This window comes from Streptomyces sp. NPDC002520 (assembly GCF_053595235.1).
This window is the reverse complement of the sequence record NZ_JBSFXG010000002.1, coordinates 384,715-398,611: the sequence shown is the minus strand read 5'-3', so window position 1 is coordinate 398,611 and position 13,897 is coordinate 384,715. Positions and strand designations below refer to the sequence as shown.

The following is a 13,897-nucleotide window of genomic DNA, read 5'->3' as shown; positions in this document are numbered from 1 at the left end:
CGCGACCCGTTCGTTCTCCTAGTGTGTCCTCCCAGTGACTTCCTTCGACACTCCCCCGCAACTGAACGTCGGGCGCGCACTGCTGGCGCTGGCCGTCGTGTTCGTGATGCTCGCGACCACCGGCTGGACCGCCCTGCGTACGCACCGGGAGTCCACCGAACTGCAGGCCTCCCTGGACAAGTGGAAGCACGGCAGCGTCCACGGCCTCCACCTGCCGGACCCGCAGGGCGCCCCGGCGAAGCTCACCCGCTTCTTCGCCTCGCTCACCCCGCACGAGCGCGACCGTCTCGCCCACCGCTATCCGCTCGCGGTCGGCAACATGAACGGTGCGCCGGTCTCCCTGCGCTACCGCGCCAACCACATCGCGCTGGACCAGGCCCGCAAGGTCGAGCGCAAACGCATGCACGACAGCCGGCTCACCGCGGCCGGACACCAGGACGCCGGCCGCCGGATGCACCGCTACGAGGCGCTGCTGCAGCCCGGCCGCCAGATCCTCGCCTTCGACCCGGCGGACTCGGGCCGCGTCGCCGAGGTCTTCGGGGACCTCACCCGGGCCGAGCGGATCTCCGTCGTCGTCCCCGGTGTCGACACGAACCTGCTCACCTTCCAGCGGACGAACCGTCCGTACAGCGCCCCGGTCGGCATGGGCAAGGCCCTGTACGCCGCCGAGCGGGAGGCGAGCCCCGGGGCCCGTACGGCCGTGATCGCCTGGGCCGACTACACCACCCCGGACGGACTCGGCGTGGACGCGGCCACCGCGATGCGCGCCGCCGAGGGCGCCGTACGGCTGAACGCGCTGCTGCACGCCCTGCCCGGCCGGGCCCCGGTGTCGATGTTCTGCCACAGCTACGGCTCGGTGCTGTGCGGGGTCGCCGCGCACGACATGCCCCGGCGGGTGACCGACATAGCGGTGGCCGCGAGCCCCGGCATGCGGGTCTCCAAGGCCTCCGGCCTCGGCACCTCGGCCCGGGTGTGGGCGATGCGCGACGCCACCGACTGGGTGCAGGACGTGCCGTACCTGGAGGTCGCCTGGCTCGGGCACGGGGCCGACCCGGTGTCCTCGGCGTTCGGTGCGCGGGTGCTGGCCGCGCGGGACGCGCAGGGGCACAGCGGCTATTTCCAACCGGGCACGGACAGCCTGCGCAACCTCGCCGCTGTCGGGGTAGGCGCGTACGACAAGGTGACCTGCGCCCGGGAGAACGACGTCTGCCGGGCCGACCTGACGGGCACCACGACGGCCGGACGCGCGTAGAAACAGCAGGAAGTGCGGTCTGCGCGGGTGGCGACGGAGGGACATGTGCCGCATACGATGAGCCGCATGGGTGACGTACTGGCGGGTTTTCATGCCGTCTGGGAGTTCGAGTCCGACTCCGTGCTCATCCGCTACGAACGGGGGATTCGAACACCGAAGCTGTTCCAGGCACTGGGTGAGCGGCGTGTCCCGCTGTCCGCGCTGGAGGGTGTGACGCTGACCCGGGGCAAGCGCGGCACGGTCGTTCTGCGGCTCGAGCCGCGCGCGGGCGCCGACCCGCTGATGGAGGCCGCGGCCGGGCAGCTGCGCGAGGGCTCCGATCCGTACCGGCTGGTCCTGCCGGCCGAGCGGGAGACCCTCGCCGAGTACTACGCCGACGAGCTGAAGGGGCTGCTGACCGAGTCCGGGGCTGGTCCCGCCGAGCGCTTCCTGGTCGACGTGCCAGGCGCTCCGCTGCACTTCAAGGCGTACGACGGGAAGGCGTCCTTCGACGGTACGACCGTGCAGTTCCGCTGGTCCTGGACCGGCGCGTCCTCGGCGAAGTGGAAGGCCGGCGACCAGAGTTTCGCGGTGGCGGACCTCAGCGGGGTGGAATGGCGCTCACCGGAGGTGTTCGAGGGACACCTGCGCCTGTTGAAGCGTTCCGCCGAGTCGGGCGGGGCCTCCGGTGGGTCCTCCGTTCAGCCCGACCAGGATCCCGCGGCGGTCGCCTTCGGGCTGGGGTACGGGCCGGTGCACGAGTCGCTGCCGTTCGCCGCGGCCGTGCTGGCGGCGGTGCGCACGAGGGGGCCGGTGCCCGTGGCACCGGCCCCGGCACGCAGGGATCCGGCGGACATCGCCGAGCGGATCCGGCATCTCGGGGAGCTGCATCAGGCCGGGCTGGTCACCGACGAGGAGTTCTCCTCCAAGAAGGCCGAACTGCTGGCCGAGCTGTAGCCACTCCCGGCCCCAGCCACTTCCAGCCGGAACCACTCCCGCCGGCACCGAGCCGTACCGTCGGAATCGAGCCGTACCGCCAAAATCGTGGCGCCGGTCATCGAGTGGCCCCCTCCGTCGCATCCGCGTAGAAACTGATCTTGCGGTCGAGCACGGCGAGCGTGTCGTGCAGTTCGGCGATCCGGGCCAGCACGTCCCTGCGGGTCGCCTCCAGCAGGTCCTGGCGTTCCGCGTACGTGCTCTCCCCCTCCCGCACCAGCTCCGCGTACCGGACCATGTCCGCCACCGGCATGCCGGTCAGGCGCAGCTTGGTCACCAGGTCCAGCCAGTCCAGGTCGCGGTTGCTGTAGCGGCGCTGGCCGGTGTGCGAGCGGTCGACGTGGGGCATCAGGCCGATCCGCTCGTACCAGCGCAGGGTGTGCGCGGTCAGGCCGGTGAAGGCGACGACCTCGCTGATCGTGTAGCGGTCCTGGCCCTCGGGCCGGGGATGGCGCCGGGGTGGGGCTGAGCAGAGGTCGGCGGGGGTGGCCTGCCCGGTGGCCGCTGGCGTGGTCTGCATCACCGTCATGACCACCACGCTATGGCCTTGGAGCGCACTCCAAGCAAGCGGATTCCGGGGGGAGCCGGGTAAGAAACGCCCCCTGGGTGCCCCTCGGTTTGGCGGGGGCGGGGCGCCGCATAGGCTCGATGCCATGTCGTTGCAGAGCTTGGCACTGATCGAGAACTGGCCGGTTTCCACCGCCGCGGTGGGCGTCGTACGAGCCGACGGTACGGTCCTGGGAACCCACGGTCCCGTCGGGCACCGTTTCCCGCTGGCCTCCGTGACCAAGCCGCTGACGGCGTACGCGGCGCTCGTCGCGTACGAGGAGGGGGCGATCGAGCTGGACGAACCGGCCGGTCCGCCCGGCTCCACGGTCCGCCACCTCCTCGCCCACACCTCCGGCCTGGCCTTCGACGAGCACCGCGTGACGGCGCCGGCCGGGGAACGGCGGCTGTACTCCAACGCCGGATTCGAGGAGCTCGGGGACCACATCGCCAAGGCGGCGGACATGCCCTTCGCCGAGTACCTGCGGCAGGCGGTGCTGGAGCCGCTGGGGATGACGGGGACGTCGCTGGAGGGATCGGGCTCCCCCGCGAAGGACGGGGTGTCGACGGTGGCGGACCTGCTGCGGTTCGCTGCGGAGGTGCAGGCGCCCCGGCTGCTGGATCCGCGGACGGTCGCGGAGGCGATGACCGTGCAGTACCCCGGGACGAAGGGCGTGCTTCCGGGCTACGGCCACCAGAACCCCAACGACTGGGGTCTCGGCTTCGAGATCCGCGACTCCAAGTCCCCCCACTGGACGGGGTCTTCGTCCTCACCGCGCACCTTCGGCCACTTCGGCCAGGCCGGTACGTTCCTGTGGATCGACCCGGACGCGGGGGTGGCCGCCGTCGCCCTCGCGGACAAGGCCTTCGGCCCCTGGGCGATCGAGGCCTGGCCGGTGTTCACGGACGCGGTACTGGCGGAGCTGCGGGCCTGAGGCCACTGCCGTCGACGCGCGGGCTCACCGCTCCGGCGGCTTGGCCAGGCACTCGAACCAGACGGTCTTGCCACCCCCGGCGGGGCGCGGCCTCACACCCCACCGGTCGGTGACGGTCTCGACGAGGATCAGGCCGCGCCCACCGTCGGCGAGTACGTTCCCGCTCCCCGGAACCGGCAGCCGCGAGCAGCTGTCCGAGACCTCCACGCGCACCACGCCGGGCAGGAGCAGGAAGCAGATCCGGCAGCGGCGGCCGGGTACGTGCCGGACGACGTTGGCGAGCAGTTCCGTCAACGCCAGTTCGGCCGCGTCGGCGGCGTCGAGCAGACCCGAGCCTGCGAGGTGGAGCCGCAGAATGCGGCGCAGATGCCGGGCCGAGTGCTCGCCCAACGCGAGCTCGGCGCGGTAGTACGGCTGAAAGTCGGTCACCTGCGGACCAGTTGCGTGATTCACGTCACCACAATGCGACGCACCGCATACGCTCGGCTACGCAACGAAACGAACGCCGCGAGGCGTTGCAGGCCGGAGGTGCCGCTGTGGCCAACATCCAGTCCCTCGACCCCAGCGCTTCCCCGCTGGACTACTACGGCTGGGAACTGCGCCGCCACCGCGAGGCCCACGGCCTGAAGCAGGGCCAGCTCGGGGACGTCATCTTCTGCACGGGCTCCCTGATCGGCCAGATCGAGACCACGAAGAAGGTCCCCACCCGCGACTTCTCCGAACGCGTCGACGCCGCCCTCGGCACGGACGGCCTCTTCTCCCGCCTGGTCGGCCTGGTGCTCCGCAGCCAACTGCCCACCTGGTTCCAGCCGTACGCGGAGATGGAGGCGAAGGCGACGTACATCTCCACGTATCAGGCGCAGTTGGTGTACGGGCTGCTGCAGACGCAGGAGTACGCGCGGGCACTGCTCGGCGTCGACCACCCCGACAAGGCCGACGAGATGGTGGCGGCCCGGCTGGAGCGCCAGCGCATCCTGGAACGCGAGCAGCCACCAGCTCTGTGGGTCGTACTGAGCGAGGCCGCGCTGCTCCAGGAAGTCGGCGGCCGTGACGTCATGCGAAGGCAACTGGCCCGCCTGTTGGACTTCCGCGACGCTGCGTGGGTGCAGATCCAGGTGCTTCCGTTCTCTGTCGGCCAGCACACGGGAATGATGGGATCGTTCACCCTTCTCAGGTTCGACGACGACCCTGATCTGTTCTACGTGGAGAGCTACGATCAGGGCCATGTGACCGCCAACCCACAAGTGATCAGGGAGCGTTCGGTCGGTTACGCTCGCTTGCAAGCCACAGCCCTCTCCCCCGAGGACTCGGCGGCTCTGATCGCTCGTGTGATGGAGGAACGCTATGGGGATCGGCCGTGACCTGACCAAAGTTCGGTGGCGGAAGTCGTCGTACAGCGGCACGAGCGGCGGCGAGTGCGTCGAGGTGGCCGATAGCTACCCGGCCGGCGCCGTCCCGGTGCGCGACAGCAAGGACCCTTCGGGTGCCGTCGTGATCGTCGGCGCGTCCGCCTGGCAGGCGTTCGTCGACGGTCTGCGGTAGTCCACAGGCAGCGTGCCGGAGCAGGTGGCGCGGGCGAACGTGCCAGTGGCGGGGGCGCTTTGGATGTGCTGTCCGCGGATGGCGAGGGTGCAGCGGGCGGTGCCGCCGTGCTCGCCGAGGACGATGCCGATGGTCGGGTCCTGTCCGAGGGGGACGTCGACGGTCTTGCGCCAGGGCAGGTGGGCGTTCTGGCCGACGGCAGCCTTCCCGGTCTCGCTGCGGGCCTGATAGGTGAGGTCGGCGGTGCCGGTACCGGTGACCTCGTACGTCACTGCGGCGGTCGGCATGCTGGGCGTGCTCGGCTTGTCCTCAGTATCAAAGACGCCGTAGAGGACGAGTCCGGCGCAGACGGCGAGCCCGGGGCAAGTAGTCCGTAGGAGGCTCGATGGGGAGGGGCGGCAGCATGATTCAACACGTCTCAGAGGAAAAGAGGCAGGAATACGGGCGTACTGCGGAAGAGGTCCGGCAGACACTACGCCTGGTCGGAATCCCCCTCGTCGATCGCAAGGGACACTCCGGTGTTCACGTGTACATCGACACGTTCCTCGACGCAGGTTCGGAAGGGGGGTCGGAAGGCGTCTATGCCGAGTGGTCGTCCAGTGCGGATCTGATGACGAAGGTGGGCGATTGTGCAGCACGGGGAGATTTCGAAAACCCTGTACTCCCCTTTGCCGACGCGGTTTTGGAGACCATGAGAACGATGTTGAGGGACATCTTGCAAGGCGCAGGGTGGCGGACCTCCCTGGACGATGTGGGAGTCCACGAGGAGGGCGTCCGGGTGTTCGGCCGGAGCGGACCGCTGCCGTGGGGCGGCTGAGCAACTGAGGCACTGAACGCGCCACCCTCGTGCACAGCTGGCTGATGAATTTCCAAGGCTCAGCGTCCGGCCATCTCCCACACCAGCACCTCGGCCGCCGTGACCCCCACCGCCTCCAGGCCCTCCGCCCCCGTGATCCGCGCCGAGTCCCCCGCTCCCAGCGTCTCCTTCCCCAGCCGCACCTCGCCCCGCACCACATGCACGTACACATGCGCCGCGTCCGGCACCGCCGTCCGCTCGCCCGCACCCAGGCGCCGTACATGCAGCATCGCGCCCGCGCCGGGCAGCGCGTACGGCGTGGCGTCGGCGATGCCGGGGACGATCTCGTAAGAGGGCTCGCCGCCCGGCTCCAGGGGGGCCAGCCACATCTGGAGGAAGGTCAGGGGGGTGGGGCCGTCGTTGCGTTCCACGTGGCGGACGCCCGCCGCCGCGCTGAGGTGCTGGACGTCGCCGGGGCGGACCTTCGTCTCGTGGCCGGTGGAGTCGCGGTGGGTCAGTTCGCCCTCGACGACCCAGGTGACGATCTCCGTGTGGCTGTGCGGGTGCTCGTCGAACCCGGCGCCCGGCGCGAGCCGCTCCTCGTTGCAGGCGATCACCGCGCCGAAGCGCAGGTTGTCGGGGTCGTAGTGCGGGCCGAAGGAGAAGGCGTGGCGGGTCTCGATCCCGGCCTCCGGGGCCCCGCCGGGGTAGCGCTCGTCGGCGCGCCGTACGTCCATCACGCGCACCACCGTAGACCGCACCCGGACATCACGGGCACCACCCTGCACCGCACAAGGACCTCACGCACACCGCCTTCAACCGCACACAGACCTCGCGCACCTCACGCACACCGCCCTCGACCGCGCACGGACCTCGCGCACCTCACGCACACCGCCCTCGACCGCGCACGGACCTCGCGCACCCCACCGTCAACCACCTACGCACACCTCCGCAGGCCGCGCCCCGCACCTCTCACCCGGACCCGGCGGCACACGTCCGCGTCCGGATAAGGCAGTCTTGTCCACGTGCCCGAACCCGAATCCCATCACCGCGAACTCGCGGCGCACGACGCCCACGCGCACTCCGCGACCCTGAAGCGGCTGGAGAAATCCTCCGGAAGTCTCGCCGCGCAGGCCATCGCGCGCATGGACGAGACTCTGCCGTGGTACCGGGCCATGCCACCGGAGAACCGCTCCTGGATCGGGCTCGTGGCCCAGGCGGGCATCGCCGCCTTCACGGAGTGGTTCCGGCATCCGGACGCGCCGCAGGCGATCTCCACCGATGTGTTCGGGACGGCGCCGCGGGAGCTGACCCGGGCCATCACGCTGCGGCAGACCGTGGAGATGGTGCGCACCACCATCGAGGTCATGGAGAGCGCCATCGACGAGGTGGCGGCGCCCGGCGACGAGAGTGTGCTGCGTGAGGCTCTGCTCGTGTACGCGCGGGAGATCGCCTTCGCGACCGCCCAGGTGTACGCGCAGGCCGCCGAGGCACGCGGTGCCTGGGACGCGCGGCTGGAGTCGCTCGTCGTGAACGCCGTGCTCAGCGGGGAGGCCGACGAGGGGGCGGTGAACCGGGCCGCCGCGCTGGGGTGGAACTCCCCGGAGCATGTGTGCGTCGTGCTCGGTACCGCGCCCGACGGGGACAGCGAGCTGACCGTGGAGGCGATCAGGCGGGCTGCCCGGCATGCCAAGTTGCAGGTGCTCACGGGGGTGCTCGGGGACCGGCTCGTCGTCATCGCGGGCGGGAGCAGCAATCCGCTCGCCGTCGCCAAGTCGCTGATCGGGCCGTTCGCCGCCGGGCCGGTGGTCGCCGGGCCCGTCGTCCCCGACCTGCTGGCCGCGACGCGGTCCGCGCAGGCGGCCGCCGCGGGACTGAAGGCGTGTTTGGCCTGGCAGGACGCGCCGCGGCCGGTGCTGGCGGACGATCTGCTGCCGGAGCGGGCCATCGCGGGCGATCCCGGGGCGCGCGAGCAGCTGGTGGAGGAGATCTACAGACCGCTGGAGGAGGCGGGCTCGGCACTCCTGGAGACCTTGAGCGTCTACCTGGAGCAGGCGAGCAGTCTGGAAGGCGCGGCCCGGATGCTGTTCGTTCACCCGAACACCGTGCGCTACCGGCTCCGACGTGTGACTGACGTCACCGGCTGGTCGCCATCCGATGTACGATCCGCGTTCACACTGCGGATCGCCCTGATCCTGGGGCGTCTGGCCGAGGGAGACACCCAGCTCTAGTTTTTTGTCGAGGGCCCACAAAAGCCCTTCGTGTTCTTCGTCCTTGTCCTCACGGGCGGCCGTGGCCGTCCCCAAGAGAGAGTGTGAAGGTGCTCGTACTCGTCGCTCCCGGCCAGGGCGCCCAGACGCCCGGCTTCCTGACCCCCTGGCTCGAACTGCCCGGCGCGGCCGACCGCGTCGCGGCCTGGTCGGACGCCATCGGCCTCGACCTCGCCCACTACGGCACGCAGGCCGACGCGGACGCGATCCGCGACACCGCCGTCGCCCAGCCGCTGCTGGTCGCCGCCGGGATCCTGTCCGCCGCGGCACTCGGTGACATCGCGGAGATCGCACCGGGCGCGGTCGCCGGCCACAGCGTCGGTGAGATCACCGCCGCCGCCTTCGCGGGCGTGCTGGACGACACCTCCGCGCTGCGTCTCGTGCGCACGCGGGGTCTGGCCATGGCCGACGCCGCCGCGATCACCAGGACCGGCATGTCGGCGCTGCTCGGCGGCGACCCGGAGGTCTCGGTCGCGCACCTGGAGAAGCTCGGCCTGACCCCGGCGAACATCAACGGCGCCGGCCAGATCGTCGCCGCGGGCACGCTGGAGCAGCTCGCCGCGCTGAACGAGGACAAGCCCGAGGGTGTCCGCAAGGTCGTCCCGCTGAAGGTCGCCGGCGCTTTCCACACCCGCCACATGGCCCCCGCGGTCGCGACGCTGGCCGCGGCCGCCGCGAAGCTGACGCCCGCCGACCCGACGGTCACCTACGTCTCCAACAAGGACGGCCAGGCCGTCGCCACCGGCGCCGAGGTGCTGCAGCGGCTGGTCGGCCAGGTCGCCAACCCGGTCCGCTGGGACCTGTGCATGGAGACGTTCAAGGAACTGGGCGTCACCGCGCTCGTCGAGGTGTGCCCGGGTGGCACCCTGACCGGACTGGCCAAGCGCGCGCTGCCGGGCGTGAAGACGCTGGCGCTGAAGACCCCCGACGACCTCGACGCGGCACGCGCGCTCGTCTCCGAGCTCGCCAACGCCTGACGCCCTAAGGAGCCGTACCGATCATGGCGAAGATCAAGCCCAGCAAGGGCGCCCCGTACGCGCGCATCCTCGGCGTCGGCGGCTACCGGCCGGTGCGGGTCGTGCCCAACGACGTGATCCTGGAGAAGATCGACTCCTCCGACGAGTGGATCCGTTCGCGCTCCGGCATCGAGACCCGGCACTGGGCGAGCGCCGAGGAGACCGTCGCGGCGATGTCGGTCGAGGCCAGTGGCAAGGCGATCGCCGACGCGGGCATCTCCGCCGAGCAGATCGGCGCCGTGGTCGTCTCCACCGTCTCGCACTTCTCGCAGACCCCGGCCATCGCGACCGCGATCGCCGACCAGCTGGGCACCGACAAGGCCGCCGCCTTCGACATCTCGGCGGGCTGCGCGGGCTTCGGCTACGGCCTCACGCTCGCCAAGGGCATGGTCGTGGAGGGCTCCGCCGAGTACGTGCTCGTCATCGGCGTGGAGCGGCTGAGCGACCTGACCGACCTGGAGGACCGGGCGACGGCCTTCCTGTTCGGTGACGGCGCCGGCGCGGTCGTGGTCGGCCCCTCCCAGGAGCCGGCGATCGGCCCGACCGTCTGGGGCTCGGAGGGCGACAAGTCCGAGACCATCAAGCAGACCGTCCCCTGGGACCGCTTCAGGATCGGCGACGTCGCCGAGCTGCCCCTGGACTCCGAGGGCAACATCAAGTTCCCTGCGATCACGCAGGAGGGCCAGGCGGTGTTCCGCTGGGCCGTGTTCGAGATGGCGAAGGTCGCCCAGCAGGCGCTGGACGCGGCCGGAATCACCGCGGACGACCTGGACGTCTTCATTCCGCACCAGGCCAACATGCGGATCATCGACTCGATGGTGAAGACGCTGAAACTGCCGGAGAGCGTCACGGTCGCCCGTGACGTGCGCACCACCGGCAACACCTCGGCCGCCTCGATCCCGCTCGCGATGGAGCGGCTCCTGGCGACCGGGGAGGCGAAGAGTGGCGACACCGCGCTCGTCATCGGATTCGGGGCGGGTCTCGTCTACGCCGCCACGGTCGTTACCCTCCCCTAGGCACTCCGTGCCGGATCATGCGATCCGGCGCACGTGCCGCACCACCTGCCGCTGACGCGGCGGGCGCCGAAAAACCGTCTGGAATATCGAAGAAGGAGCGCCTGACATGGCCGCCACTCAGGAAGAGATCGTCGCCGGTCTCGCCGAGATCGTGAACGAGATCGCCGGGATCCCCACCGAGGACGTCCAGCTGGACAAGTCCTTCACCGACGACCTGGACGTCGACTCGCTGTCCATGGTCGAGGTCGTCGTCGCCGCCGAGGAGCGCTTCGACGTGAAGATCCCGGACGAGGACGTCAAGAACCTGAAGACCGTTGGTGACGCCACCAACTACATCCTCACGCACCAGGCCTGAGCCACCCCTTAGGCAGTCAGGCTGCGAGGCCCCGCCACCCGGCGGTGGCGCCGTATGAATCCCGCATCCGTTGGAGAAAGAATTCCCGTGAGCCCGACCAATCGCACCGTGGTCGTCACCGGTATCGGCGCAACCACACCGCTGGGTGGCGACGCAGCTTCCACCTGGGAGGCCCTCGTCGCCGGCAAGTCCGGCGTCCGCGCCCTCGACCAGGACTGGGCCGCCGACCAGGCGGTCCGCATCGCGGCACAGATCGCCGTGGAGCCGGGCGAGGTCATTCCGCGCCCGCAGGCCCGCCGCCTGGACCGCTCGGCGCAGTTCGCGCTGATCGCGGCCAAGGAGGCCTGGGCGGACGCCGGTTTCACCGACAAGGCCGGCGACGACAGCAGCGTCGACCCCGACCGCCTGGGTGCGGTGATCGCCTCCGGCATCGGCGGTGTGACGACCCTGCTCGACCAGTACGACGTGCTGAAGGAGAAGGGCGTACGCCGCGTCTCCCCGCACACCGTGCCGATGCTGATGCCGAACGGCCCGTCCGCCAACGTGGGTCTCGCCGTGGGCGCGCGCGCCGGTGTGCACACCCCGGTCTCCGCCTGCGCCTCCGGCGCCGAGGCCATCGGCTACGGCATCGAGATGATCCGCACCGGCCGTGCCGACGTCGTCGTCGCCGGCGGCACCGAGGCGGCCATCCACCCGCTGCCCATCGCCGCGTTCGGAAACATGATGGCGATGTCCAAGAACAACGACGACCCGCAGGGTGCCTCGCGCCCCTACGACCTCGCGCGTGACGGCTTCGTCCTCGGCGAGGGTGCCGGCGTCGTGGTCCTGGAGTCCGCCGAGCACGCCGCCAAGCGCGGTGCCCGCGTCTACGCGGAGGCCGTCGGCCAGGGCATCTCGGCCGACAGCCACGACATCGTGCAGCCGGAGCCGGAGGGCCGCGGCATCGCGCACGCCCTGCAGAACCTGCTCGACAACACCGACCTGAACCCGGCCGAGATCGTGCACGTCAACGCGCACGCCACCTCGACGCCGGCCGGTGACGTCGCCGAACTGAAGGCGCTGCGCAAGGTCTTCGGTGACGACACCGACCACTTCGCGGTCTCCGGCACCAAGTCGATGACCGGTCACCTGCTCGGTGGTGCGGGCGGTGTCGAGACCGTCGCGACCGTGCTGGCCCTGTACAACCGGATCGCTCCGCCGACCATCAACGTCGACAACCTCGACCCGGAGGCGGAGGCCACCGCCGACGTCGTCCGCGGTGAGGCGCGCAAGCTGCCCGCCGAGGGCCGTATCGCCGCGCTGAACGACTCGTTCGGGTTCGGCGGACACAACGTGGTCCTGGCGTTCCGGACGGTCTGAGGACGTACGAGACCTGCCTGACGGTCCGAGAACGCGACGGAAGGGCCCCCACCGGCCGGTGGGGGCCCTTCCTCATGTCCTGGTGCCCTCGGTGTCCTCTGTGTCGCCGGTCTCCCGCGGTTCACACCACCTGGTGAAGCCAGCGCACCGGGGCGCCCTCGCCCGCGTAGCGGAAGGGTTCCAGTTCGTCGTCCCAGGGCTTGCCCAGGAGCTTGGCCAGTTCGGCCTCCAGGTCCGTCTCGCCCCGCCGGCTGCGCAGCAGGGCCGCGCGCAGGCGGTCCTCGGGGATGAGGATGTCGCCGTGGATGCCGGTGACGGCGTGGAAGATGCCGAGGTCGGGGGTGCAGCTGTAGCGCTCGCCCTCGGCGGTGGGGCAGGGCTCGGCGGTGACCTCGAAGCGCAGGAGGTGCCAGCCGCGCAGGGCGGAGGCGAGCTTGGACGCGGTGCCCGCCTCACCCTTCCAGGAGAACTCCGAGCGCCAGGTGCCGGGGGCCGCGGGCTGCCGGATCCAGTCGAGGCTGACGCGCGTGCCGAGCACCCCCGCGACGGCCCACTCGACGTGCGGGCACAGCGCGCGCGGCGCGGAGTGCACGTACAGAACTCCACGTGTCGTCACCGGAACCTCCGGGCAGAGCGGGACATCCTTCGGACTGGCCGGCGGCAGTGGCGCGACGGCCGCGTTCATGGCGAGGCTACCCTGCGGCGGTGCAAGGAGTGTGACGTACCGTCGGTCCCGCTGCCAGGAAACCCCTGCCATTCACCCAGGGGGACGCTTGTACGGGGGTGCGCCGTTCCAAGGGGCCCGGCCGGGAACCCTCGCACGTTGTCATGGGAGGGAACACTGCGGCGCCGAGCGAGGGGATCAGCAGGGATGCGGAAGCGAGGCCACCGTGTGCGGGCCGTCGTAGCGGTGGTGACGGCGGCGGTGACGGCGGCGGTGCTGGCCACGGGGTGCGACGCGTTCGGCGGGGGCGGCTCCTCCGGTACGAAGGACTCCGGGAGCGCGTCCCATCGTCTGCCGAAGCCGGCCCCGGTGTGGGACCGCAGCCCGGACTCGATCGCCGCGGTCGGTGACTCCATCACGCGCGGCTTCGACGCGTGCACGGTGTTCTCGGACTGCCCGGAGGTGTCGTGGGCGACGGGCAGCGACGCGAGGGTGGACAGTCTGGCGGTGCGTCTGCTCGGGGTGACGGGGGCGGCGGAGCGCAGCTGGAACTACGCGGTGACCGGCGCCCGGATGGCCGACCTGCCGGACCAGATGGCCCAGGCGGCCGCCCGGGAGCCCGAGTTGGTGACGGTGATGGCCGGGGCCAATGACGCCTGCCGGGGCTCGGTGCGGGCGATGACGTCGGTGGCCGGTTTCCGTGCCGACTTCGAGGAGGCGCTGGGCACCCTGCGGACGGCGCTGCCGAAGACGCAGGTGTACGTGGCGAGCGTGCCGAACCTGAAGCGGCTGTGGGCCGAGGGCCGCACGGACCCGCTGGGCAGGCAGGTGTGGAAGCTGGGCATCTGCCCGTCGATGCTGGGCGACGCGGACGACCTGTCCGGTGCGGCCGAGCGGCGGCGGGAGAAGGTGCAGGAGCGCGTGGAGGCGTACAACGCGGTGCTGAAGGAGGTCTGTGCCAAGGACCGCCGCTGCCGCTTCGACGGCAACGCGGTCTTCGACTTCCGCTTCGCCACCGAGCAGCTCAGCCACTGGGACTGGTTCCACCCGAGCCGCAACGGCCAGGCGCGGCTCGCCGAGATCGCCTATCGGACGGTCACGGCCGCACAGCCGTGACCTGAGCTCTGCCCCGCTCCGGGTTCGTCGGGGGGGGCAGACACGGCTTCTGGTA

The 13,897-nt window shown here is 71.0% G+C and carries 16 protein-coding genes; 12 read left to right on the top strand and 4 right to left on the bottom strand.

Annotated elements, in window-relative coordinates:
- Positions 1–34: 34 nt before the first annotated feature.
- Together ACWD5D_RS04900 and ACWD5D_RS04895 are read left to right on the top strand one after the other, a co-directional pair.
- Complete coding sequence (locus ACWD5D_RS04900; protein WP_451371361.1) at positions 35–1,252, top strand: alpha/beta hydrolase; 1,218 nt, start codon at positions 35–37, stop codon at positions 1,250–1,252.
- A gap of 66 nt (positions 1,253–1,318) precedes the next feature.
- Positions 1,319–2,188, top strand: a complete 870-nt coding sequence (locus ACWD5D_RS04895; RefSeq protein WP_451371360.1) for a DUF4429 domain-containing protein — start codon at positions 1,319–1,321, stop codon at positions 2,186–2,188.
- A 97-nt stretch (positions 2,189–2,285) separates the two neighbouring features.
- On the opposite strand, the gene ACWD5D_RS04890 is transcribed toward ACWD5D_RS04895, so the two are convergent.
- Positions 2,286–2,756, bottom strand: coding sequence for a MerR family transcriptional regulator (locus ACWD5D_RS04890; RefSeq protein ID WP_451371359.1), 471 nt, complete (start codon positions 2,754–2,756; stop codon positions 2,286–2,288).
- Positions 2,757–2,880: 124 nt separating this feature from the next.
- Between ACWD5D_RS04890 and ACWD5D_RS04885 the strand changes: the two genes are divergently transcribed.
- A complete protein-coding gene (locus tag ACWD5D_RS04885; RefSeq protein WP_451371358.1) occupies positions 2,881–3,708 on the top strand; it encodes a serine hydrolase domain-containing protein in 828 nt (275 codons plus the stop codon).
- 24 nt (positions 3,709–3,732) lie between these two features.
- On the opposite strand, the gene ACWD5D_RS04880 is transcribed toward ACWD5D_RS04885, so the two are convergent.
- Entirely contained in the window at positions 3,733–4,161 is a 429-nt protein-coding gene (locus ACWD5D_RS04880; RefSeq protein ID WP_451371357.1) for an ATP-binding protein, read from the bottom strand.
- A gap of 83 nt (positions 4,162–4,244) precedes the next feature.
- On the opposite strand from ACWD5D_RS04880, the gene ACWD5D_RS04875 reads away from it, so the two are divergent.
- The 3 genes from ACWD5D_RS04875 (at position 4,245) to ACWD5D_RS04865 (ending at position 6,067) form a co-directional block, all read left to right on the top strand.
- Positions 4,245–5,069 carry a helix-turn-helix domain-containing protein gene (locus ACWD5D_RS04875; RefSeq protein ID WP_451371356.1) on the top strand — a complete coding sequence of 275 codons (825 nt, stop codon included), beginning with the start codon at positions 4,245–4,247 and terminating at the stop codon, positions 5,067–5,069.
- A complete protein-coding gene (locus ACWD5D_RS04870; RefSeq protein WP_451371355.1) occupies positions 5,053–5,250 on the top strand; it encodes a DUF397 domain-containing protein in 198 nt (65 codons plus the stop codon). Before ACWD5D_RS04875 ends, ACWD5D_RS04870 begins: the two co-directional genes overlap by 17 nt.
- A 403-nt stretch (positions 5,251–5,653) precedes the next feature.
- Complete coding sequence (locus ACWD5D_RS04865) at positions 5,654–6,067, top strand: hypothetical protein (protein WP_451371354.1); 414 nt, start codon at positions 5,654–5,656, stop codon at positions 6,065–6,067.
- A gap of 59 nt (positions 6,068–6,126) precedes the next feature.
- Here ACWD5D_RS04865 and ACWD5D_RS04860 read toward each other — a convergent pair whose 3' ends face one another.
- Complete coding sequence (locus ACWD5D_RS04860; RefSeq protein ID WP_451371576.1) at positions 6,127–6,783, bottom strand: pirin family protein; 657 nt, start codon at positions 6,781–6,783, stop codon at positions 6,127–6,129.
- Positions 6,784–7,071: 288 nt separating this feature from the next.
- On the opposite strand from ACWD5D_RS04860, the gene fasR reads away from it, so the two are divergent.
- The 5 genes from fasR to ACWD5D_RS04835 all read left to right on the top strand — a co-directional run bounded on the left by fasR (position 7,072) and on the right by ACWD5D_RS04835 (position 12,062).
- The gene (gene fasR, locus ACWD5D_RS04855) at positions 7,072–8,277 is read left to right on the top strand and encodes a fatty acid biosynthesis transcriptional regulator FasR (RefSeq protein WP_451371353.1); all 1,206 of its coding nucleotides are present in this window, start codon (positions 7,072–7,074) and stop codon (positions 8,275–8,277) included.
- 89 nt (positions 8,278–8,366) lie between these two features.
- Entirely contained in the window at positions 8,367–9,293 is a 927-nt protein-coding gene (locus ACWD5D_RS04850; protein WP_451371352.1) for an ACP S-malonyltransferase, read from the top strand.
- A gap of 23 nt (positions 9,294–9,316) precedes the next feature.
- Positions 9,317–10,348, top strand: a complete 1,032-nt coding sequence (locus ACWD5D_RS04845) for a beta-ketoacyl-ACP synthase 3 (RefSeq protein ID WP_451371351.1) — start codon at positions 9,317–9,319, stop codon at positions 10,346–10,348.
- A gap of 106 nt (positions 10,349–10,454) precedes the next feature.
- Positions 10,455–10,703 carry an acyl carrier protein gene (locus tag ACWD5D_RS04840; RefSeq protein ID WP_451371350.1) on the top strand — a complete coding sequence of 83 codons (249 nt, stop codon included), beginning with the start codon at positions 10,455–10,457 and terminating at the stop codon, positions 10,701–10,703.
- 87 nt (positions 10,704–10,790) lie between these two features.
- Positions 10,791–12,062 carry a beta-ketoacyl-[acyl-carrier-protein] synthase family protein gene (locus tag ACWD5D_RS04835; RefSeq protein WP_451371349.1) on the top strand — a complete coding sequence of 424 codons (1,272 nt, stop codon included), beginning with the start codon at positions 10,791–10,793 and terminating at the stop codon, positions 12,060–12,062.
- Between the two features lie 121 nt (positions 12,063–12,183).
- Here ACWD5D_RS04835 and ACWD5D_RS04830 read toward each other — a convergent pair whose 3' ends face one another.
- Entirely contained in the window at positions 12,184–12,678 is a 495-nt protein-coding gene (locus tag ACWD5D_RS04830) for a DUF3145 domain-containing protein (RefSeq protein WP_451371348.1), read from the bottom strand.
- Positions 12,679–12,933: 255 nt separating this feature from the next.
- Here ACWD5D_RS04830 and ACWD5D_RS04825 point away from each other — a divergent pair, with 255 nt between their 5' ends.
- A complete protein-coding gene (locus tag ACWD5D_RS04825; RefSeq protein ID WP_451371347.1) occupies positions 12,934–13,842 on the top strand; it encodes an SGNH/GDSL hydrolase family protein in 909 nt (302 codons plus the stop codon).
- Positions 13,843–13,897: the final 55 nt, after the last annotated feature.